This window comes from Nissabacter sp. SGAir0207 (assembly GCF_005491205.1).
Taxonomy (GTDB): Bacteria; Pseudomonadota; Gammaproteobacteria; order Enterobacterales; family Enterobacteriaceae; genus Chimaeribacter.
This window is the reverse complement of record NZ_CP028035.1, coordinates 2,488,584-2,509,674: the sequence shown is the minus strand read 5'-3', so window position 1 is coordinate 2,509,674 and position 21,091 is coordinate 2,488,584. Positions and strand designations below refer to the sequence as shown.

General features: G+C 62.0%; 14 protein-coding genes and 2 pseudogenes. 7 read left to right on the top strand and 9 right to left on the bottom strand.

The window, feature by feature from the left end:
- Window positions 1-124: 124 nt before the first annotated feature.
- Window positions 125-1,141 carry a low-specificity L-threonine aldolase gene (gene ltaE / locus C1N62_RS11075; RefSeq protein ID WP_137763682.1) on the bottom strand — a complete coding sequence of 339 codons (1,017 nt, stop codon included), beginning with the start codon at window positions 1,139-1,141 and terminating at the stop codon, window positions 125-127.
- Between the two features lie 129 nt (window positions 1,142-1,270).
- On the bottom strand, window positions 1,271-2,989 hold the full coding sequence (gene poxB, locus C1N62_RS11070; RefSeq protein ID WP_137763681.1) for a ubiquinone-dependent pyruvate dehydrogenase: 1,719 nt from the start codon (window positions 2,987-2,989) through the stop codon (window positions 1,271-1,273).
- A 198-nt stretch (window positions 2,990-3,187) separates the two neighbouring features.
- Between poxB and C1N62_RS11065 the strand changes: the two genes are divergently transcribed.
- The gene (locus tag C1N62_RS11065) at window positions 3,188-4,879 is read left to right on the top strand and encodes an ATP-dependent endonuclease (RefSeq protein WP_137763680.1); all 1,692 of its coding nucleotides are present in this window, start codon (window positions 3,188-3,190) and stop codon (window positions 4,877-4,879) included.
- Here the strand turns inward: C1N62_RS11065 and C1N62_RS11060 are convergent.
- Together C1N62_RS11060 and cspD are read right to left on the bottom strand one after the other, a co-directional pair.
- Window positions 4,876-5,829, bottom strand: coding sequence for a VirK/YbjX family protein (locus C1N62_RS11060; RefSeq protein WP_137763679.1), 954 nt, complete (start codon window positions 5,827-5,829; stop codon window positions 4,876-4,878). The two genes, C1N62_RS11065 and C1N62_RS11060, sit on opposite strands and share 4 nt — an antisense overlap.
- A gap of 241 nt (window positions 5,830-6,070) precedes the next feature.
- Window positions 6,071-6,292 (bottom strand): cold shock-like protein CspD, encoded by a 222-nt coding sequence (gene cspD, locus C1N62_RS11055; RefSeq protein WP_137763678.1) that lies wholly within the window; start codon window positions 6,290-6,292, stop codon window positions 6,071-6,073.
- Window positions 6,293-6,635: 343 nt separating this feature from the next.
- Here cspD and clpS point away from each other — a divergent pair, with 343 nt between their 5' ends.
- Together clpS and clpA are read left to right on the top strand one after the other, a co-directional pair.
- Window positions 6,636-6,956: an ATP-dependent Clp protease adapter ClpS gene (gene clpS, locus C1N62_RS11050; protein WP_137764992.1), complete on the top strand. Its 321-nt coding sequence runs from the start codon at window positions 6,636-6,638 to the stop codon at window positions 6,954-6,956.
- 26 nt (window positions 6,957-6,982) lie between these two features.
- Complete coding sequence (gene clpA, locus C1N62_RS11045; RefSeq protein WP_137763677.1) at window positions 6,983-9,259, top strand: ATP-dependent Clp protease ATP-binding subunit ClpA; 2,277 nt, start codon at window positions 6,983-6,985, stop codon at window positions 9,257-9,259.
- Window positions 9,260-9,421: 162 nt separating this feature from the next.
- Here the strand turns inward: clpA and infA are convergent, their stop codons facing one another.
- From infA to trxB, 5 genes are all read right to left on the bottom strand, one after another.
- Complete coding sequence (gene infA, locus C1N62_RS11040; RefSeq protein WP_002211347.1) at window positions 9,422-9,640, bottom strand: translation initiation factor IF-1; 219 nt, start codon at window positions 9,638-9,640, stop codon at window positions 9,422-9,424.
- A 202-nt stretch (window positions 9,641-9,842) separates the two neighbouring features.
- Entirely contained in the window at window positions 9,843-10,550 is a 708-nt protein-coding gene (gene aat, locus C1N62_RS11035) for a leucyl/phenylalanyl-tRNA--protein transferase (protein WP_137763676.1), read from the bottom strand.
- A 12-nt stretch (window positions 10,551-10,562) separates the two neighbouring features.
- Window positions 10,563-12,278, bottom strand: a complete 1,716-nt coding sequence (gene cydC, locus C1N62_RS11030; RefSeq protein ID WP_137763675.1) for a cysteine/glutathione ABC transporter ATP-binding protein/permease CydC — start codon at window positions 12,276-12,278, stop codon at window positions 10,563-10,565.
- Window positions 12,278-14,050: a cysteine/glutathione ABC transporter permease/ATP-binding protein CydD gene (gene cydD, locus C1N62_RS11025; RefSeq protein ID WP_137763674.1), complete on the bottom strand. Its 1,773-nt coding sequence runs from the start codon at window positions 14,048-14,050 to the stop codon at window positions 12,278-12,280. The genes cydC and cydD overlap by 1 nt, the downstream gene beginning before the upstream one ends.
- A 203-nt stretch (window positions 14,051-14,253) precedes the next feature.
- Window positions 14,254-15,225, bottom strand: coding sequence for a thioredoxin-disulfide reductase (gene trxB / locus C1N62_RS11020; protein WP_137763673.1), 972 nt, complete (start codon window positions 15,223-15,225; stop codon window positions 14,254-14,256).
- Window positions 15,226-15,820: 595 nt separating this feature from the next.
- On the opposite strand from trxB, the gene lrp reads away from it, so the two are divergent.
- The 4 genes and pseudogenes from lrp (at window position 15,821) to lolA (ending at window position 21,086) form a co-directional block, all read left to right on the top strand.
- Window positions 15,821-16,315, top strand: coding sequence for a leucine-responsive transcriptional regulator Lrp (lrp, locus tag C1N62_RS11015; RefSeq protein WP_072925842.1), 495 nt, complete (start codon window positions 15,821-15,823; stop codon window positions 16,313-16,315).
- Between the two features lie 233 nt (window positions 16,316-16,548).
- A pseudogene (locus tag C1N62_RS23595) lies at window positions 16,549-16,950 on the top strand (DNA translocase FtsK 4TM domain-containing protein); the annotation flags it as partial.
- Between the two features lie 1,053 nt (window positions 16,951-18,003).
- Window positions 18,004-20,304, top strand: a pseudogene (locus C1N62_RS23590) (DNA translocase FtsK); the annotation flags it as partial.
- Between the two features lie 173 nt (window positions 20,305-20,477).
- Complete coding sequence (lolA, locus tag C1N62_RS11005; protein ID WP_137763671.1) at window positions 20,478-21,086, top strand: outer membrane lipoprotein chaperone LolA; 609 nt, start codon at window positions 20,478-20,480, stop codon at window positions 21,084-21,086.
- The last annotated feature ends 5 nt before the right edge of the window (window positions 21,087-21,091 follow it).

Below are 21,091 nucleotides of genomic sequence, written 5' to 3'. Positions count from 1 at the left end.
GCGGAGCCAGAAGGGGAAAAGGCGCGCGACCGGGTGAAAAATAGGCGCGCAGCCGGGGAGCGCCAGCCTGTTATGGAGGGAAGTATAGCAGGGAGGGGCCGCCAAAAATGCGGCCCCGCCGGGGTCAGGCGTGTTCCGCCATAAAGCGTTGCCACAGCGCCACCAGCCGTTGCAGATCCTGACGCGTGACATCCAGATGGGTCACGATGCGGGTCACCGGGCCAGCGCTGAGCAAGATGCCCTGCGCGCGCATCCACGGGCCGAGCGCCGCGGCCTGCGCGGGCGGCACCCGCACGAACAGGATATTGGTCTGCGCGCTCGCGCCGACCATCTCCAGCCCCAGCGCGCGCAACTGCTGCTCCAGCCACTGCGCGTTGTCATGGTCCTCTTGCAGGCGCGCCACATGGTGCGTCAGGGCGTAGCTGCCGGCCGCCGCCATGATGCCGATCTGGCGCATACCGCCGCCAGCCATCTTGCGCCAGCGGCGGGCGCGGGCAATGTAGTCGGCGCTGCCGCACAGCAGCGATCCCATCGGCGTGCCCAGCCCCTTGGAGAGGCAGAGGGTGAAGCTGTCGCAGTAGCGGGTCAGCGCCTCCAGCTCGACCCCCAGCGCCACGCAGGCGTTCATGATGCGCGCGCCATCAATGTGCAGCGCCAACTGGCGCTCGCGGGTGAACTGCCACGCCTGTTGCAGGTAATCCAGCGGCAGTACCTTGCCGTTGTGGGTGTTCTCCAGACTCAGCAGCCGGGTCGGCGCGAAGTGGATGTCATCGGGCTTGATGGCCGCCGCCACCCGGTCGAGGGGCAGGGTGCCATCCTCGGCCGCGTCAATCGGCTGGGGCTGGATGCTGCCGAGCACCGCCGCGCCGCCAGCCTCATACAGGTAGTTGTGCGCCTTCTGGCCGACGATGTACTCCTCGCCGCGCTGGCAGTGGCTCAGCAGCGCCACCAGGTTGGCCTGAGTGCCGGTCGGCAGGAACAGCGCCGCCTCTTTGCCAGCGCGCTCCGCCAGTTGCGCCTCCAGCGCATTCACCGACGGATCGTCGCCATAGACATCATCGCCCACCTCCGCCTGCGCCATCACCTGACGCATGGCCGCGGTTGGCCGGGTTACCGTATCACTGCGTAAATCGATCACCACTGCTCTCCTTTTCAACTGGGAAACGCCGCCCCGGCTCGGGACGGGCAGGGCTATCATAACCGGAATGGTGTGGGGCGGCAGGGGGAAGTGGGGAAAAAATGTGCGGGCGGAGGGGCCGCCCGCCGGGGGTCAGCGCAGCAGGTTCTCCTTCGCCAGCTCCACCACCTCGTCACCGCGGCCATTGATCAGCGCGCGCAGCATATAGAGGCTAAAGCCCTTCGCCTGCTCGAACTTGATGGCGGGCGGCATCGCCAACTCCTGCGTGGCGGTGACCACGTCCAGCAGCACCGGGCCGGGGTGCGCCAGCGCCTCTTCAATTGCCGCATCCAGCGCCATCGGATCGGTGACGCGGATGCCACGCACGCCACACGCCTCGGCGATGCCAGCAAAGTCCGGGTTGTGCAGCTCGGTGCCGTCAGTCATGTAGCCGCCAGCCTTCATCTCCATCGCCACAAAGCCGAGCGAACTGTTGTTGAACACCACCACCTTCACCGGCAGCTTTTTCTGCGCCAGCGTCAGGAAGTCGCCCATCAGCATCGCAAAGCCGCCGTCGCCGCACATGGCGATCACCTGCCGCCTAGGGTTGGTGGCCTGTGCGCCGATCGCCTGCGGCATGGCGTTGGCCATCGAGCCGTGGTTGAAGGAGCCGAGCAGGCGGCGCTTGCCATTCATCTCCAAATAGCGCGCCGCCCAGACGGTGGGGGTGCCGACGTCGCAGGTGAACACCGCATCCTCGCTGGCGTGGTGGCTGAGCCGCTTCGCCAAATATTGCGGGTGGATCGGGTGACCCGCCTTGGCGCTGGCCAGCGCGTCCAGATCGCGGCGCGCCTCGCGGTAGTGCGCCAGTGCCTTGTCGAGGTAGCGGCGATCCTGCTTCACCTCCAGCTTCGGCAGCAGCGCCGTCAGGGTGGAGTGCACGTCGCCCATCAGTGCCAGATCCACCGGGCAGTGCGCGCCGATGCTGCCGGGGTTGATATCAATCTGGATGATGGTGGCGTCCGTCGGGAAGAAGGCGCGGTAGGGGAACTGGGTGCCGAGCAGCACCAGCGTGTCGGCGTTCATCATCGCCTGATAGCCGGAGGAGAAGCCAATCAGCCCGGTCATGCCGACGTCGTAGGGGTTGTCCCACTCCAGATGCTCCTTGCCGCGCAGCGCGTGGACAATCGGTGCCTTCAGCGTCTCCGCCAGCTGCACCACCTCATCATGCGCGCCAGCACAGCCACTGCCGCACATCAGGGTGATGTTTTTCGAGCGGTTGAGCACCTCCGCCAGCGTCTCCAGCTCGCTGATGTTGGGCAGCATCAGCGGTGGCTGCGGGGCCGTCCAGCTAATGCGGGTCTCGGGTGCTGGCTTCAGCGCCACGTCGCCCGGCAGCACAATCACCGAGACGCCCCGGTTTAAAATCGCCTTGCGCATCGCAATCTCCAGCACCTGCGGCAGCTGGTCTGGGTGGGTCACCAGCTCACAGTAGTGGCTGCATTCACGGAACAGCTCCTGCGGGTGGGTCTCCTGAAAGTAGCCACTGCCAATCTCACTGGAGGGGATGTGGGCGGCAATTGCCAACACTGGCGTATGGTTGCGCTGGCAATCATACAGACCGTTAATCAGATGCAGGTTGCCCGGCCCACAGGAGCCAGCACACACCGCCAGCTCGCCGGTCAGCGCGGCCTCCGCACCGGCGGCAAAGGCCGCCACCTCTTCGTGGCGGGTGCCCATCCACTCAATGCTGTTCATCCGGTTGAGGCTGTCGGTCAGGCCGTTGAGTGAATCGCCGGTGACGCCCCAGATTCGTTTTACGCCTGCTTTTTCCAGTGTTTGCGCCAGCAAACTGGCAACTGTCTGTTTCATGGCTTCCCCTAATGTCTGAGATGGATGACGAAGATCTGCCGGGAGATCCCTTTCACATTTTTCTGCACAGCTAAGCATAGACGATGGCGACGCGTCCGCCGGTCAGCGGAAGATCGCAGGATGGTGGCGTTCCCCTTGACCGGATGCCCGGTTTATCGCCATGCTCAAGCCAGGCGGTGTAGCCTCGGAGGCGAGTTCATGATCCTGGAACAGATTGATATTGTGGGTTTTCGCGGCATCAACCGGCTGTCGCTGTCGCTGCTTGGCGAACGCCAGCCCGGCAGCACGCTGCTGATTGGGGAGAATGCCTGGGGCAAGTCCAGCCTGCTGGATGCGCTGACGCTGCTGCTGTCACCGGAGCCACGGCTCTACCACTTTACCGCCGGTGATTTCCACGCCCCGGCTGGCGAGGAGGGGAGCCGCGCCCGTACGTTGCAGGTGGTGTTCCGCTTCACCGAACCGGTGCCCGGCCACCTCGACCTGCCGCGCTACCGGTCGCTGGTCAGCGCCGCGGTGGCAGGTGAGGGGAACCATCGGCGGCTCTACTACCGGCTGGAGGGGGCGCTGGAGGCAGATAACAGCGTGCTGACGCTGCGCAGTTTCCTCGACGCCCAAGGGGAGCCGCTGCCGCTGGCGGAGATTGACAGCCTGGCGCTGACGCTGGCGCGGCTGCACCCGGTGCTGCGGCTGCGCGATGCACGCTTTATCCGCCGCCTGCGGGATGGGGCGCTACCGCCGGGCGAGGAGGGGCCGCGACAGGCGCTGACACGCCAGATCGCACAGCTCACGCGGCAACTGGGGCGCAACCCACAGCGCCTCAGCAACCGGGCGCTCTACCAAGGGGTGGCGGTGATGCAGCAGCTGCTGGAGCACTACTTCACCGAGCAGCATGTCACCGAGCCGCCGCAGCCCGGCCGCCACAAGCCGCCGCGTGAGGCGCACACCGAGCCGCGGCTGGCGTGGCGCTCCCTCGACACCCTCAATCAGGCACTGGCCGGGCCGGACAGCCGCAGCATCCGCATGATTCTGCTTGGCATCTTCGCCGCGCTGTTGCAGGCGCGTGGCGCGGCACGGCTCTCGCCGGAGGCGCAGCCGCTGCTGTTGATTGAAGACCCGGAGACCCGGCTGCACCCGATTATGCTGTCGGTGGCTTGGGGGCTGCTCAACCAGCTGGCACTGCAACGCCTGACCACCACCAACTCCGGCGAACTGGTGTCATTGACGCCGCTGGAGGAGGTGAGCCGGCTGGTGCGCGAACCGGGGCGGGTGGCCGCCTACCGCCTTGGCCCGACGGGGATGAACCCGGCGGACAGCCGCAAAATCACCTTTCATATCCGCTACAACCGCCCGGCGGCGCTGTTCGCCCGCTGCTGGTTGCTGGTGGAGGGGGAGACCGAAGTGTGGATCCTCGGCCAGTTGGCGCGCCAGTGCGGCTTCCACTTTGAGGCGGAGGGGATCAAGGTGATTGAGTTTGCCCAGTGCGGTTTGCGTCCGCTGCTAAAATTTGCCCGCCAGATGGGCATTGAGTGGCACGCGATGGTGGATGGTGACGAGGCCGGGAAAAAATATGCCGCCACCGCCCGCGAGATGGCCGGGCGCGCCAACGAGCCGGAGCGCGATCGCCTGACCGCGCTGCCCGCCCCGGATATGGAGCACTTCCTCTATCGCGCCGGGTTCAGCGACGTCTACCACCGGGTGGCGAACCTGCCGGCCGCGGTGCCGATGTCCGCGCGCCGCATCATCCACCGGGCGATCCAGCGCAGCTCCAAGCCCGATCTGGCAATCGAGGTGGCGCTGGCCGCCGGACAGCGCGGGCCAGAGGCGATGCCGCCGCTGCTGCGGCAGATGTTCTCCCGCGTGGTGTGGCTGGCGCGCGGCCACGCCGACTAACGCGACGCGAAGTGGCGGTCGACGCCCGCGTCAATGCCATCCAGCAGCGCGTAGCGGCGGCGGTACTCGGCGCGCTTCTTGCTGGCAATCTCCTCCATGCTTTTGCGCGCCGGTGTCAGCGGCAGGCTGAAGTAGCCCTCGGCCTGCTGCTCCGCCCCCAGCGAACGCCAGAAGCTGTCATAGTCGGCGTGTAGCTGTCCCTGCTTCTTCTTGTTGTAGCGCCAGCTCTGGTAGATGTGGGTCTGGTTGCCGACCGCCAGGATCTGCGTCATGCCCAACTGGCTCGCCAGCCGGCAGAGCGCCTGCACTGCCAGCCGTTTCGGGAACAGCCCCTGACAGGCCTTGGTCGCCAGTTGGATGGCGTCATGCCCCAGCTTGCGGTGCGCGCCCTGCAAACCGCCAATGAACAGCGTTGGCTGCCCCTGATAGTGCATCAGCGTGAAGGTGATCTCCGCCAGAATGGTGCCATCCTGCTGGCTGAAGAGCAGCGTCGCCTCGCCCTCTTTGTCCAGCTTGCCGATGGCGCTGAGCGACAGGGTGTAGCGCTCGCCCTCCTTGCCCTCCACCTCGGCCAGCGGGTAGGGCTGGTGGTCGAGGTAGCCGAGGCGCATCGCCTCCGGCATCGCATGGTTGATCAGCTGATAGTGATCGCACAGCGCCTGCAATGCCTGCTGGGTGCCGAGGTTGACCGCCAGATAGGGGCGATGCAGCTTGCAGGGCAGGTTGGGCTGGGCGCGCATCATCTCCGGCAGCAGCGGGTGCTGCACCAAGGCATTGAGCAGGGTGCGGGTGGTGCGCAGGTGCAGCGCGCTGCGCAGCAGGAACTTGAAGCGGTAGCCGGTGAACTGCCAGAGGAAACCCGGCATGATGCGGCCGCTCACCAGCCCGGTCGCCAGCCGCCAGGGCGTTTGCCGGCGCAGGTGGTTAAGCGGCAGGTAGAGGTGTGTCATGGCAATGGTCCAAAAAAAGTGCGTTGGGCGCATTTCAGCAGGCACTGGCTAAACCGCGCCTCAATACCGGCGGGCGAGGGGAAAAAGTTAACGGGGGGTTGAGGTCTGGTTTATGTTGCGTGGCGGCACGGGGGTGAAAAAAGATGAAAATTTAACCTTGAAAGCGCCAGCGACGCCCCCATCTGTAAAAATGCCAGTCAATTGACTGGCATTTTGAGGGGCGTCGCCGCAATCCTGGCAGTCAGGCAAGCGCGTCGTTGGTCTGAGGAATAATGAGGCTCGCATGGTTTCCTTTCGGCCCCTGATGGACATCGAAGCTGACCTGCTGTCCTGCTTTCAGTGTCCGGTAGCCATCCATCTGGATGGTGGAATAGTGGGCAAAGATATCTTCGCCGCCATTCTGCGGGCAGATGAAACCGAAGCCCTTGGCATTATTGAACCACTTAACAGTACCCGTCTCCATGCTTCTACATCCCTCGCGTCTCTTTTGTAGGTGAGAGGTAAGTTTTTTTATTGCGTGAAGACTGATTGATTAAAACTCCATCAGTTCACGATTTTACACTCTAGTGGAATTGATTTTCACGTCAAGGGATCGCCATTTTCTCGGCCCGACCAGTTGTTTAAACTTTGAAGCAGATAACGCTATTGGCTTTCTGCGGTCAAATTTTATACTCTCAGCGAAGGGGCCGCGCCGCCGCGCATCAGCGCGGGAAGATGGTAAACTAAGGAGTGAAGCGTGTACGCTGTACAGACATCCCCCGCCCCGGCGCGGGCATCCAACACAGACAATTGATGACGAGCAAGCAATGGGCAATAATCAGGATTGGCTAAATTTTGAGCACTTAATCCAGGATCAGCATTTGGATGCGGTAAAACCGCCGTCCATGTATAAAGTTATACTTAACAACGACGATTATACGCCGATGGAATTTGTGATTGACGTTCTTCAAAAGTTCTTTTCTTATGATATTGAACGTGCAACGCAACTGATGCTCACTGTGCACTATAAAGGAAAAGCCACCTGCGGCGTCTTTACCGCCGAAGTGGCAGAGACCAAGGTCGCGCATGTGAATCGCTACGCGAGGGAGAACGAGCATCCGTTGCTTTGTACGCTGGAAAAAGCCTGAAAGGGCAATCTATTGGGGAGGTGCTTATGCTCAATCAAGAACTGGAACTCAGTCTCAACATGGCTTTCGCCAGAGCGCGCGAGCACCGACATGAGTTTATGACCGTGGAGCACCTGTTGCTTGCGCTACTGAGCAACCCTGCGGCGCGCGAGGCCCTTGAGGCTTGCACCGTCGATCTGGTGGCGTTGCGTCAGGAGCTGGAAGCCTTTATCGAACAGACCACACCGACCCTGCCGGCCAGTGAAGAGGAGCGCGACACCCAGCCGACGCTTAGCTTCCAGCGCGTGTTGCAGCGGGCCGTGTTCCACGTTCAATCCTCCGGGCGCAACGAAGTCTCCGGCGCCAATGTCCTGGTCGCAATCTTCAGCGAACAGGAGTCGCAGGCTGCTTATCTGCTGCGCAAGCATGACGTAAGCCGCCTTGACGTGGTGAACTTCATTTCCCACGGCACGCGTAAAGACGAACCGGGCCAGGCTCCCAATGCGGAAAACCCGGTCAACGAAGAGCAGTCGGCAGGGGAAGACCGTATGGAAAACTTCACCACCAATTTGAATCAGCTGGCGCGCGTCGGCGGCATCGATCCGCTGATTGGCCGCGACAAAGAGCTGGAGCGCGCCATCCAGGTGCTGTGCCGCCGCCGTAAAAACAACCCACTGCTGGTGGGTGAGTCGGGCGTCGGCAAAACCGCCATCGCGGAAGGGCTGGCCTGGCGCATCGTGCAGGGTGACGTGCCGGAAGTGATGGCTGACTGCACCCTCTACTCCCTCGATATCGGCTCACTGCTGGCCGGCACCAAATATCGCGGCGACTTTGAGAAGCGCTTCAAGGCGCTGCTGAAACAGCTCGAGCAGGATCAGAACAGTATCCTGTTCATCGATGAGATCCATACCATCATCGGCGCGGGCGCGGCATCCGGCGGGCAGGTGGATGCCGCCAACCTGATCAAGCCCCTGCTGTCGAGCGGCAAGATCCGGGTGATTGGCTCCACCACCTATCAGGAGTTCAGCAACATCTTTGAGAAAGACCGTGCGCTGGCACGCCGTTTCCAGAAGATTGACATCACCGAACCGACCGTGGAAGAGACGGTACAGATCATCAACGGCCTGAAGCCGAAGTATGAGGCCCACCACGACGTGCGTTATACCGCGAAAGCGGTGCGTGCCGCGGTGGAGCTGGCGGTGAAATATATCAATGACCGCCACCTGCCGGACAAGGCGATTGACGTGATCGACGAAGCTGGCGCCCGCAGCCGCCTGATGCCGGTCAGCAAGCGCAAGAAAACCGTCAACGTCGGTGACATTGAATCCGTGGTGGCGCGCATCGCGCGTATCCCGGAGAAGACCGTCTCCGCCAGCGACCGCGACGTGCTGAAAAATCTCGGCGATCGCCTGAAGATGCTGGTGTTTGGCCAGGATCCGGCCATCAGCGCCCTGACCGAGGCGATCAAAATGAGCCGCGCCGGACTGGGCCACGACCGCAAGCCGGTGGGTTCCTTCCTGTTTGCCGGGCCAACCGGGGTCGGGAAAACCGAGGTGACGGTACAGCTCGCCAAGGCGCTGGATATTGAATTGCTGCGCTTTGATATGTCCGAGTATATGGAACGCCATACCGTCAGCCGTCTGATTGGTGCGCCTCCGGGCTACGTCGGCTTTGATCAGGGCGGCCTGCTGACCGATGCGGTGATCAAGCATCCGCACGCAGTGGTACTGCTGGATGAGATCGAGAAAGCGCACCCGGATGTCTTCAACCTGCTGTTGCAGGTGATGGACAACGGCACGCTGACCGATAACAACGGCCGCAAGGCGGACTTCCGCAACGTGATTCTGGTGATGACCACCAACGCCGGGGTACGTGAGACTGAACGTAAGTCGATTGGCCTGATTCAGCAGGACAACAGCACCGACGCGATGGAAGAGATCAAGAAAGTGTTTACCCCAGAGTTCCGTAACCGTCTGGACAACATTATCTGGTTCAACCACCTGTCGAGCGAAGTTATCCAGCAAGTGGTCGACAAGTTCATCGTCGAGTTGCAGGCCCAGTTGGATGCGAAAGGCGTCTCGCTGGAGGTCAGCGACGAGGCCCGCGACTGGCTGGCGGTGAAAGGCTACGACAAAGCGATGGGCGCCCGCCCGATGGCGCGCGTCATGCAGGAGAACCTGAAGAAACCGCTGGCGAACGAGTTGCTGTTCGGCAGTCTGGTCGATGGCGGCTCGGTGAAGGTCGAGCTGAACAAGGCCGAAGACCGGCTGACCTACGAATTCCTCAGCGCGCAGAAACGCAAAGAGGAGGGGGTCGTCCACTGATCCCGGCCTGAAAAAGCAGAAAGAGCGATAGTGATATCGCTCTTTTTTTTCGCCCAAAACCGGCTGGCGGCGCACATAACAAAACGCCCTGACCGTTGCCGGCAGGGCGGTTGGGACTTAGGTCCTGAGTATTTCGCCGGGAATCAGCGAGACGTGCGCCGATTAACGGCTACGGAAGACAATGCGGCCTTTGCTCAGGTCGTACGGGGTCAGCTCAACAGTGACTTTGTCGCCCGTCAGGATACGGATGTAGTTTTTACGCATTTTACCGGAGATGTGCGCGGTAACCACGTGTCCGTTTTCCAATTCAACGCGGAACATGGTGTTCGGCAGCGTATCAAGCACGGTGCCCTGCATTTCAATATTGTCTTCTTTGGCCATCGAGTCCTCTAGGTTTTACTACCTTAGTTTTTAACCGGCAAGATAATGCCGAAAATCCCACATTATGTAAAGGAGGCATTCGCTCCGCCCTAAATGGTTGTTAAACCGGGCCTGGTGGGAGAGGCAGCCAAAAACATACATAAATCAGGGGCATGGTGTATAGAAATGATACCATACTTCTGCCGGGGACATGGAATTAATTTCACACACTTGCCGGCAGTTGCAGCGTCTGCGGCTGCCAACAGCCAGCCGGCAACGCTTGCCGTTGCAGTTGCCGCAAGGCAGAAAGAAAGTGGTGGCGCGGGATCTCCGTTGCCCCCAATGAGGCGGTGTGGTCATTCAGCACCTGGCAGTCGAGCAGTTGGCCGCCCTGCTGCACGAAGTGGTGGCAGAACATCACCAGCGCCGCTTTGGAGGCGTTGGTACGGCGGCTGAACATCGACTCGCCGCAAAACAGCGCCCCCTGCGCCACGCCATACATCCCGCCCACCAGCTCACCCTCCTGCCACACCTCAATCGAGTGCGCAATGCCCTCCCGGTGCAGCTGCCGATAGGCTTCCGCCACCGCCGGGCCAATCCAGGTGCCGTCGCTGCGCGCCTCGGCACAGGCGGCAATCACCTCGGGGAAGGCGTGGTTAAGGGTGAACTGGAACGGGCAGTGGCGCAGGAAACGGCGCATACTGCGGCTGATATGCAGCGCGTCGGGGAACAGCACCGCGCGCGGGTCGGGCGACCACCACAAAATCATCTCGCCGGGGTTGTACCACGGGAAAATGCCGCTCTGGTAAGCGAGCTTCAGCCGGGCAGGGGAGAGATCGCCACCCACCGCCAGCAGCCCGTTTGGCTCCCGCAGTGCCCCTTCGGGCGGCGGGAAGAGCAGGGAGTGAGGGGTGAGTTGCACAACGCGCATAGTGATCCTTAATTAACCCAGACGCCGCATAAAGTGGGCATACCGGCCACCGGCTGCCAGCAGTTCGGCATGGTGGCCCTGTTCAATGATGCTGCCATTTTCCATGACGCAGATGCGATCCATCTCCTGAAGCCCGTGCAGGCGGTGCGTGACCATCACCAGCGTTTTGCCAGCGCAGTGGCGGCGCAGCAGGGCAAGGATCTGCCGCTCCGTTTCTGCGTCCAGCCCTTCGGTCGGTTCATCCAGCAGCACCAGCGGCGCATTGTGCAGCAGGGCGCGGGCGATGCCGATGCGCCGCTGCTCGCCGCCGGAGAGCGGGCGGCCGCCTTCGCCCAGCCAGCCGTTCAGGCCGCTCCCCTCCAGCAGCGCCCCCAGCCCCACCTGACGTAGCACCTCGGCCAATTGGGCGTCATCGACGGTGGGTGCCGCCAGCCGCAGGTTGTCGCGCAGCGTGGTGTTGAAGATGTGCACCCGCTGTGGGATCAGGGTGACCTGTCGCCGCAGCGTGGCTTCATCGTACTCCGCCAGCGCGTGACCGCCGAGCCGGATCTGGCCCGCGGGCGCGTCCCAGGCGCGGGTCAGCAGTTGCAGCAGCGTTGACTTGCCACAGCCGGTACGCCCCAGCAGGGCGATATGCTCGCCCGCCGCGACCGTCAAATTTAGCCCATCAAGCACCGGCTGCGGCTGACCGGGGTAACTGAAGCGCACGTCCGCCATTGCCAGCGTTGGCGCGCCCGCGGGTGTCACGCCAGCGGCCGGGAAACGTACCTCTGGCGGCTGGTGGGTAACGGCATGGAGCCGCTCGGCGGAGGCGATGACGTGCCCCAGATGCTGGAAAGCGGTGGCGACCGGCCCCAGCGCCTCAAACGCCGCCAGAGTAGTGAACAGCACCAACGCCACCTGCGCGCTGCTCTCTCCCAGCTGCCCGGCGGCCAGCCAGAACATCAGGGTCACGGTCAACCCGGTGGCCGCCAGTAGCAGCGCCTGTGCCAGCCCAGTGAGCGTCGCCTGCCGCTGCTGTTGCCGCTGCCACTGCTGCTCCGTTTCGGTCAGCGTTGCGCGAAAACGGCCGGCCGCGCCGTAGAGGGCCAGCTCCGCCTGACCCTGTAACCAGGCGGTGAGCTGGATGCGATAGTCAGCGCGTAGCCCGGTCAGCGCCCGGCCAATGGGTTGGCCAGCGCGGTAAAACAGCAGCGGCAGTAACAGCAACAGCGCCAGCAAAATGACCGCCAGCGTCAGCGCCAGTGTGATATCCAGCCAGCCGAGGGCCGCGCACACCACCACAATCACCGCCAGCGCCGCCGCCAGCGGCGAAAGTACCCGCAAATAGAGGTGATCGAGCGTATCGACATCCGCCACCAGCCGGTTGAGCAGATCCGCCTGACGGAAACGCGCCAGCCCCGCTGGCGACAGCGGCAGCAAGCGGGCGAAGGTGTCCACCCGCAGGTGGGCGAGCACCCGGAAGGTGGCGTCATGGCTCACCAGCCGCTCGGCATAGCGCCCGGCAGTGCGGAAAATCGCCGCCCCACGCACCCCGGCGGCGGGCAGCATATAGTTGAAGCTGTAGAGGCCCGCCAGCCCGGCCAGCGCCGAGGCGGCCAGGAACCAGCCGGAGAGCGCCAGCAGGCCGATGCTCGCCAGCAGGGTAATGATCGCCAGCAGCAGGCCGAGCAGCATCCGGCCGCTGTGGCGGCGGTAGAGGGCCAGATAGGGCAGAAGCACACGCATCAGAGTTCCCCGTCGCGTTGGGCCAGCAGGCGCGCGAAGGGGCCGCCTTGCTGTTGCAGTTGCTGATAGGGGCCGCGTTCGACAATCGCGCCCCGTTCCATCACCCAGATCTCATCGCAGTGCCGGGCATCTTCCAGCTGGTGCGTCACCAGCAGCGTGGTCTGGCGCGCCGCCGCCACGGTCAGCGCGGCCATCACCCGCTGTTCACTATGGGCATCGAGGCTGGCCGCTGGCTCATCCAGCAGCAGCAACTGACTCGGCGCCAGCAGAGCCCGCGCCACCGCGACACGTTGCGCCTGGCCGACGGAGAGGCCGGCGGCATGGTCACCCACCGGTGTCTCCAGTCCGGCCGGCAGCAGCGGCAAGAATTCATCGACATACGCCTGTGAAACCGCGTGTGCCACCTCCGCCTCGCTGGCCTGTGGATGGCCCAATGTGATGTTCTGCCGCAGCGTCGCCGCTGGCAAATGCGGGTTCTGCCCTACCCACGCGAGGTGCCGCCGCCAGCTGGCTACCTCCAGCGTATGCAGTGGCTGCCCATTGGCATACAACTCGCCACGGTAGGGCAGGAAACCGAGCAGGGCGTTGAGCAGCGAACTCTTGCCCGCGCCGCTTAGCCCGACAATCGCCACCCGCTGCCCGGCCGCGATCTGGAAGCTCAATGGCCCTGCCAGCACCGTGCCCTCCGGCGAGAGGATCTTCAGCCCCTCTGCTTTCAGTGCAATCGGCGCATCCGTCTCAAAGGAAACTTGCCCCTGCCCATGTTGCGGTGGCGTGGGCGCCTCCTCAAGGAGTGTGAACAGCGACTCGGCGGCACCGACTGCCTGCGCTTTGGCATGGTAGAAAGTGCCGAGATCGCGCAGCGGCTGGAAGAACTCTGGCGCGAGGATCAGCGCCAGAAAACCCGCGAACAGCGTTACGCTGCCGCCATAGCTGCCGAAATGCAGCTCGCCCAGATAGGAGAACCCGAAGTAGACCGCGACCAGTGCGATGGAGAGAGAGGCGAAAAACTCCAGCACGGCGGAGGAGAGGAATGCCAGCCGCAGCACTTCCATCGTTCGGGCGCGGAAATCCTCGGAGGCGTGGCGGATGGCGTCGGTTTCGGCGGCGGCGCGGTGGAACAGGCGCAGCGTCTCGAGGCCGCGCAGGCTGTCCAGAAAATTGCCGCTCAACCGCGCCAGCGCGGCGAAGTTACGGCGGTTAGCATCCGCCGCCCCCATGCCGACCAGCGCCATAAACAGCGGGATCAGCGGTGCGGTGAGCAGCAAAATCAGCCCGGCCGCCCAGTTGATGGGGAAGAGGCACAGCAGAATCAGCAGCGGGATGACACCGGCCAAAAACATCTGCGGCAGGTAGCGCGCATAGTAATCTTGCATGTCATCAATCTGCTCAAGCACCAGTGTCGCCCAGCTGCCGGCCGGGCGGCCATTGATCCAGGCCGGGCCGAGTTGCGCCAACCGGTCGAGCACCGCCTGGCGGATCTGCTGGCGCACGCTCAGGCCGCAGCGGAAGCCCACCTGCTCACGTCCCAACGCCAGCAGCGCGCGCAATAAAAAGGAGAGGGCCAGCAGCAGAAACAGCGGAATCAGGCGGTCACGCGGTGTCGCTTCCATGATCAGCCCATGCAGCAGGGCCGCCATCAGGCCAGCCTGCATCAGGATCAGTAGCGCGCTGAACAGGCCCAGTAGCATGGAGAGTTGCAGCCAGCGGCGCGCGGGCGCGCGTTGCTGTCGCAGCCATCGAAGCAGTTGTTGTTGTCGAGTTTTTGTCATCAGCCATCTGTCATCGCAGAACATGCAGGACGTGCATGGCGGTCACATGCGCCCTGGCGCATGGAAGTTATGGCACGAGGCCAAATCCCTGATCGTTTGAAGGTCTATTTCGATCGCGCACATGTTACCGCGTCCGTGGGGCGGCTGAAAATAATAAGGCGGCCCGAAGGCCGCCTTTTTTTGCGTGAGGAGCGGGGCGCGGGTTACTCGTTGTTGCAGGCCGCGGCCAGGCCGTCCAGGTAACGCTCCGCATCCAGCGCGGCCATGCAGCCGGTGCCGGCGGAGGTGATCGCCTGACGGTAGTTGTGGTCCATCACGTCGCCGGCGGCAAACACGCCAGGGATGCTGGTCTGGGTGGCATTGCCGTGGATACCGGACTGCACCTTGATGTAACCATTCTCCAGCTCCAGCTGGCCGTTGAAGATAGCGGTGTTCGGGCTGTGGCCGATGGCGATGAAGACACCCGCCACATCGACTTTCTCCAGCTCGTCAGTCAGCGCGTTGCGCAGGTTGACGGCGGTAACGCCCATCTGGTCGCCCAGCACTTCATCCAGAGTTTTGTTGGTGTGCAGCACAATGTTGCCGCTGGCCACTTTGTCATGCAGTCGGTCGATCAGGATCTTCTCGGCGCGGAAGGTGTCGCGGCGGTGGATCAGGTGCACTTTCGCGGCGATGTTGGAGAGGTAGAGCGCCTCTTCCACGGCGGTGTTGCCGCCGCCGACCACGGCGACTTCCTGGTTGCGGTAGAAGAAGCCGTCACAGGTGGCGCAGGCGGAGACGCCGCGGCCCTTGAATGCCTCTTCCGACGGCAGGCCCAGATAGCGGGCAGACGCGCCGGTAGCGATGATCAGGGCGTCACAGGTGTACTCGCCGTTGTCGCCAGTCAGGCGGAACGGGCGGTTCTGCAGATCCACGCTGTGGATGTGGTCAAACAGGATTTCAGTGTTGAATTTAGCGGCATGTTCATGCATACGCTCCATCAGCAGCGGCCCCGTCAGCCCTTCCGGATCGCCCGGCCAGTTCTCAACGTCGGTGGTAGTGGTCAACTGGCCACCTTTCTCCATGCCGGTAACCAAGACCGGATGCAGGTTGGCGCGCGCTGCATAGACCGCAGCGGTATAACCCGCCGGGCCTGAGCCTAAAATCAACAATTTACTGTGTTTAACCGTACTCATGAATTCTTATCTCCGCGTGGGGCGACATGCAATGAAAACGATTGTAGGGAAATAATCGCGTTAACAAAAGCCTCAGCCGCTGTTGTTATCAATTTGTTTGATAGTTTTTGCCTATTTTTGATGGGTTGATACAGGAAATTTTCGCCAAAGTGTGCTACCCACCAAATTTGGCTGGGCGTGCCATGTGCCAGTAGGAAGTGCTGCCATTTCAAGCCCCATCGGCTCTGGGCCGTGATGGCCCTCTCGTCAGGCGACAGGGGAATTCACTGCAAAAATGGGAGTGATTATTTTTTAATCTGGCACGTTCTTCTGATTTTGGTTCTTTTACTTTGACAATCGGCTACGCATTTGCGAAAACATCTGTGTAAGAAGAAATTAAACCCGCGCAAATGGCCCCGCCAGCCGCAACTGGCAGGACATTCAGCGATTAATTCTTCTCTCAGCCAGATTTCATCGTGGCAAGGTACCAGTTGACAGGCAGGGGCCAGGCTGACGATGGGCAAGGGCAATTGGGTATTCGCTTGGGACAACCCTTAACACATTGAAGTTGGCAGGGTGTGTAAAGACAGGGAAGAACAGAAGAGAGACAATAATAATGGCAGACAACAAAAAACGACCGGGAAAGGACCTCGACCGGATAGATCGCAACATCCTGAATGAATTGCAGAAGGATGGCCGCATCTCCAACGTCGAACTTTCCAAACGGGTAGGCTTATCCCCTACGCCATGCTTGGAGCGTGTCCGTCGCCTGGAACGGCAGAATTTCATTCATGGCTATACCGCACTGCTCAATCCTCACTATCTGGATGCCTCGCTGCTGGTCTTCGTTGAGATCACGCTGAACCGTGGCGCGCCAGATGTTTTTGAGCAGTTCAACGCCGCCGTACAGAAGTTGGAAGATATCCAGGAGTGTCATCTGGTCTCCGGTGACTTCGACTACCTGTTGAAGACCCGTGTGCCGGATATGTCCGCGTACCGCAAGCTGCTGGGTGAAACGCTGTTGCGCCTGCCGGGCGTGAATGACACCCGTACCTATGTGGTGATGGAAGAAGTCAAACAGAGTAACCGTCTGGTCATCAAGACCCGGTAAACGCTGCAGGTGCAAAACCTGAAGAGATTCGCTACACTGCTGTTTATCCATACAGCCCACGCGCCGGGAAGGGTTCCCGGCGCGGTTGTTATTTCCGTTCACAGGAACCTGGAGAGCCTTTCTTGAGCCAGGAATACACAGAAGATAAAGACATTGGCCTGAAAAAGCTCAGCAGCAGCCGGCGGCTCCTTGAAGCCTTGCTGGTGGTGATTGCGCTTTTCGGGATTTATCTCATGGCAGCGCTGCTCAGTTTCAACCCTTCTGACCCAAGTTGGTCACAGACAGCGTGGCATGAGCCCATCCATAATCTGGGGGGCGGGGTAGGGGCGTGGTTGGCCGACACCCTGTTCTTCACCTTCGGCGTGTTTGCCTACGCCATTCCACCGCTGATGGTTGTCAGCTGTGTGGTGGTCTACCGGCAGCGTGGCAGCCGTGACTATATCGATTTCTTTACGCTCTCCCTGCGGCTGATCGGCCTTCTGGCGCTGGTGCTCACCTCGTGTGGTCTGGCGGCGCTGAACGTTGACGATCTCTATTACTTCGCCTCGGGCGGGGTGATTGGCAGCTTGATAAGCAACGCGTTGACGCCGTGGGTCAATGCCATGGGCGCCACGCTGGCGCTACTGGCAGTCTGGGCGGTAGGGTTTACCCTGTTCACCGGCTGGTCCTGGCTGACCATCGCCGAGCGCATCGGCGCGGTGGTGCTGGGTGCCGGTACCTTTATGACCAATCGCTCCCGCCGTGACGATCGTTATGAGTATGATGACGAGGATGAGGCGTTCGACGACGCGCCCACACCGGCCAGCCACGCCCGTGAAGAGGCGCCACTGCCGCACCTGACGGCTGACGACGACGTGCTCTTCTCTGCGCCTTCTGCCGCACAACCCGCGCCAGCTACCGCGCAGCCTGTGGCCCAACCCGCTGCGGTTGCGCCAGCAGAGGCTCCGGCCGTAGCGGCAGAGCACGTGACAGCGGCTGCCCATGTAGAGGCGACAGCTGCACCGGCCCTGCACCACGTCGAGGTGCAGAGTGCCGCGCCACAGACCACGCCTGCACCAACCCAACCTACGCTGCCAGAGGCAGAAGAGGATGAGGGGCCACGGCTAGGGAACTGGCATGAGACAGAGAGCGCCCGTTCGCCATTCGATTTCAGCGCCGCACAGCGCGATAGCGATGAGCTTCCCGCCAGCGATACCACGGGCAGTGACGCTGACGTACCCTTTATGCCAGCCTTCAGTGCAGTCAGCGACACCAACCCACAGGTGAAGCAGGGCATTGGCCCGGAACTGCCGCGCCCGAACCCGGTGCGTATCCCGACCCGTCGCGAGTTGGCTTCCTATGGCATTAAATTGCCTTCGCAACGTCAGGCGGAGCAGGCCGCACGTGAGGCCGCTGTCTCCTCCTCGCCGGAAGAAGAGGAAGCTGCCGAACAGGAAGCACTGGGCCGAGCCTTCGCCGAGCAGCAACAGCAGCGCTATGGCACATCGTCCGCGCCTGAGGCCGCGCACGCCGAGCCGGATGAAGAGGCGCAGCAGGCTGAACTGGCACGCGCCTTTGCCGATCAGCAACAGCAGCGCTATGGCAGTGAAGGGCGTGAGACGCCACCTTCCGCGCCAGTGACTGACGCCCTGCACGAGGATGAGGACGCGCTTCGCCAGGCCTTTGCGGCCCGTGAAGAGGCGCGCTATGGTGCTTCACCGACAGCAGCCTCGCCGCTCTCCTCCGTCACGCCAGCCGCCGTGGCGACGGTAGCGGCCACTACGGCGGCTGTCAGCCAGGCGGGCAGTGCCTTTACTTTCTCTCCGGTAACGGATGAGGCTCCATCTGAACCGCTGTTTACGCTGCCGGCCGAATCTTCCACACCTGCGCCCGCCTTTGCCCCGGTCTCTGCCGCACCAGCTTCGACCGTGCAGCAGACGGCCTCTTACCGCGCGGAAACCACGTCCTTCACGCGCCCTAATGCGCCGGTACAAAGCGAAACCGCTGAAGCACGTCCGGTTACGCCAGCGAGTTCTCCGTATCGCAGTGAAACCGTTGAAGCACGTCCGGTTACGCCAGCGAGTTCTCCGTATCGCAGTGAAACCGTTGAAGCGCGTCCGGTTGCGCCAGCGAGTTCGCCGTATCGCAGCGAAACGGCTGAACCACGTCCGGTTACGCCAGCGAGTTCTCCGTATCGCAGCGAAACCACTGAAGCGCGTCCGATTACGCCAGTGAGTTCTCCGTATCGCAGTGAAACTGCTGAAGCACGTCCGGTTGCGCCGACCAGTTCGCCGTATCGTAGCGAAACCGCTGAATCACGTCCGGTTACGCCAGCCAGTTCGCCGTACCGTAGCGAAACGGCAGGCACCTCCTACACAGAGGAGCGACCTGCCGCCAGCCGGCCGGTGATCGCGCCGCAGGTCGAGGAGACCTACACGCCGCCAGCGGAAGAGGCACCGAAACAATCGGCAATGGATAGCCTGTTCCACCCGTTCCTGGTGCGCAACGACCAGCCGCTGGAGAAGCCGACCACACCGCTGCCGACGCTGGATCTGCTGACCGCCGCCCCGAAAGAGGTGGCACCGGTGGATATGTTCGCCCTTGAGCAGAAGGCTCGACTGGTGGAAGCCTCGCTGGCGGACTACCGCGTCAAGGCTGACGTGGTGGATATCCTGCCGGGGCCGGTCATTACCCGCTTTGAGCTGGATTTGGCGCCGGGCGTCAAGGCCGCACGTATTTCAAACCTTTCACGCGATTTGGCGCGCTCCCTCTCCACCTCTGCGGTGCGCGTGGTGGAAGTGATCCCTGGCAAGCCTTACGTGGGCCTGGAACTGCCCAACACCAAGCGTCAGACCGTTTACTTGCGTGAAGTATTGGACTGCCCGGCCTTCCGGGATAACCCGTCGCCGCTGTCGGTGGTGCTGGGGAAAGATATTTCGGGTGAGCCAGTGGTGGCTGACCTGGCGAAAATGCCTCACCTGTTGGTGGCCGGTACCACCGGCTCCGGTAAATCGGTAGGCGTTAACGCCATGATCCTCAGTATGCTCTACAAGGCGAAACCGGAAGATGTCCGCTTCATCATGATCGATCCGAAGATGCTGGAACTGTCCGTGTATGAGGGCATCCCGCACCTGCTGACTGAGGTCGTTACCGACATGAAGAAGGCCGCCAACGCGCTGAACTGGTGCGTGGGCGAAATGGAGCGTCGCTACAAGCTGATGTCTGCGTTGGGCGTGCGTAACCTCGCCGGTTACAACGAACGGGTGGATCAGGCTGAAGCAATGGGCCGACCCATCCCAGACCCGTTCTGGAAACCGACCGATAGCATGGATATCACGCCGCCGGTATTGGAGCGCGAGCCTTATATCGTGGTGATGGTCGATGAGTTTGCTGACCTGATCATGACGGTCGGCAAGAAGGTGGAAGAGCTGATTGCGCGTCTGGCGCAGAAAGCCCGTGCCGCTGGCATCCACCTGGTGCTGGCGACGCAGCGGCCGTCAGTGGATGTGATCACCGGCCTGATCAAGGCCAACATCCCGACCCGTATCGCCTTCACCGTGTCGAGCAAAATCGACTCCCGTACCATTCTGGATCAGGGTGGCGCGGAGTCTCTGCTCGGCATGGGTGACATGCTCTATATGGCGCCAAACTCCTCGATACCGGTACGTGTGCATGGTGCCTTCGTGCGTGATCAGGAAGTGCATGCCGTGGTGCAGGATTGGAAAGCGCGTGGCCGCCCGCAGTATATCGACAGCATCACCAGTGGTGCGGAAGAGGGCGAGGGCGGCGGCGGCCTGGATGGGGACGAGGAGCTGGATCCGCTGTTCGATCAGGCGGTCGCCTTTGTCATCGACAAGCGCCGCGCCTCCATTTCCGGCGTGCAACGCCAGTTCCGCATCGGCTACAACCGGGCGGCGCGCATTATCGAGCAGATGGAGATGCAGGGCATCGTCAGCGAGCCGGGCCACAACGGCAACCGCGACGTGCTGGCCCCTCCGCCGCACGAATAACCTCCAACGTTAAGGGCCGCTTTTGCGGCCCTTATGCAAAGATGCGTAAAAGCCAGCGTTTTGAGACAAATAGCCTACCTGCCGTGCAAAATAATCCGTTAAAGTTTCTTCACTTAGCTAACCTTAACGTTAGCCGGATGGGTAATGATGGAAGATATGAGGTTATGATAAGTATGAAAAAATGGTTAGTAGCAGGCTGCCTGTTGGCATCCTTTAGCTCATCAGTGTGGGCAGACGCCAGCAGTGATTTGAAAAGCCGTCTGGGCAAGGTAAACAGCTTCCATGCCAGCTTTACGCAGCAGGTCACGGCCGATGATGGCTCCGAAGTGCAGCAGGGCGAGGGCGAGCTGTGGGTAAAACGTCCCAATCTGTTCAACTGGCACATGACCTCGCCGGACGAAAGCGTACTGGTCTCCGACGGTGAAACCCTGTGGTTCTATAATCCCTTTGTGGAGCAGGTCACCGCAACCTGGCTGAAGAGCGCCACCGGCAACACGCCATTTATGCTGATTACCCGCAACAACAGCAGCGACTGGGCGCAGTATCAGGTCTCCCAGAAGGGCGATGATTTTGAGCTGACGCCGAAATCCGCCAATGGCAACTTGAAGCAGTTCGCCATCACTGTGACCCGCGACGGCACTATCAAAAGTTTCACGGCGGTGGAACAGGATGGGCAGCGCAGCGCCTATCACCTGAAGAGCCAGCAAAATGGGCCGGTAGCCGCAGACAAATTCAAATTTACCCCACCGAAGGGGGTGACGCTGGACGACCAGCGCCAGTGAGGTGC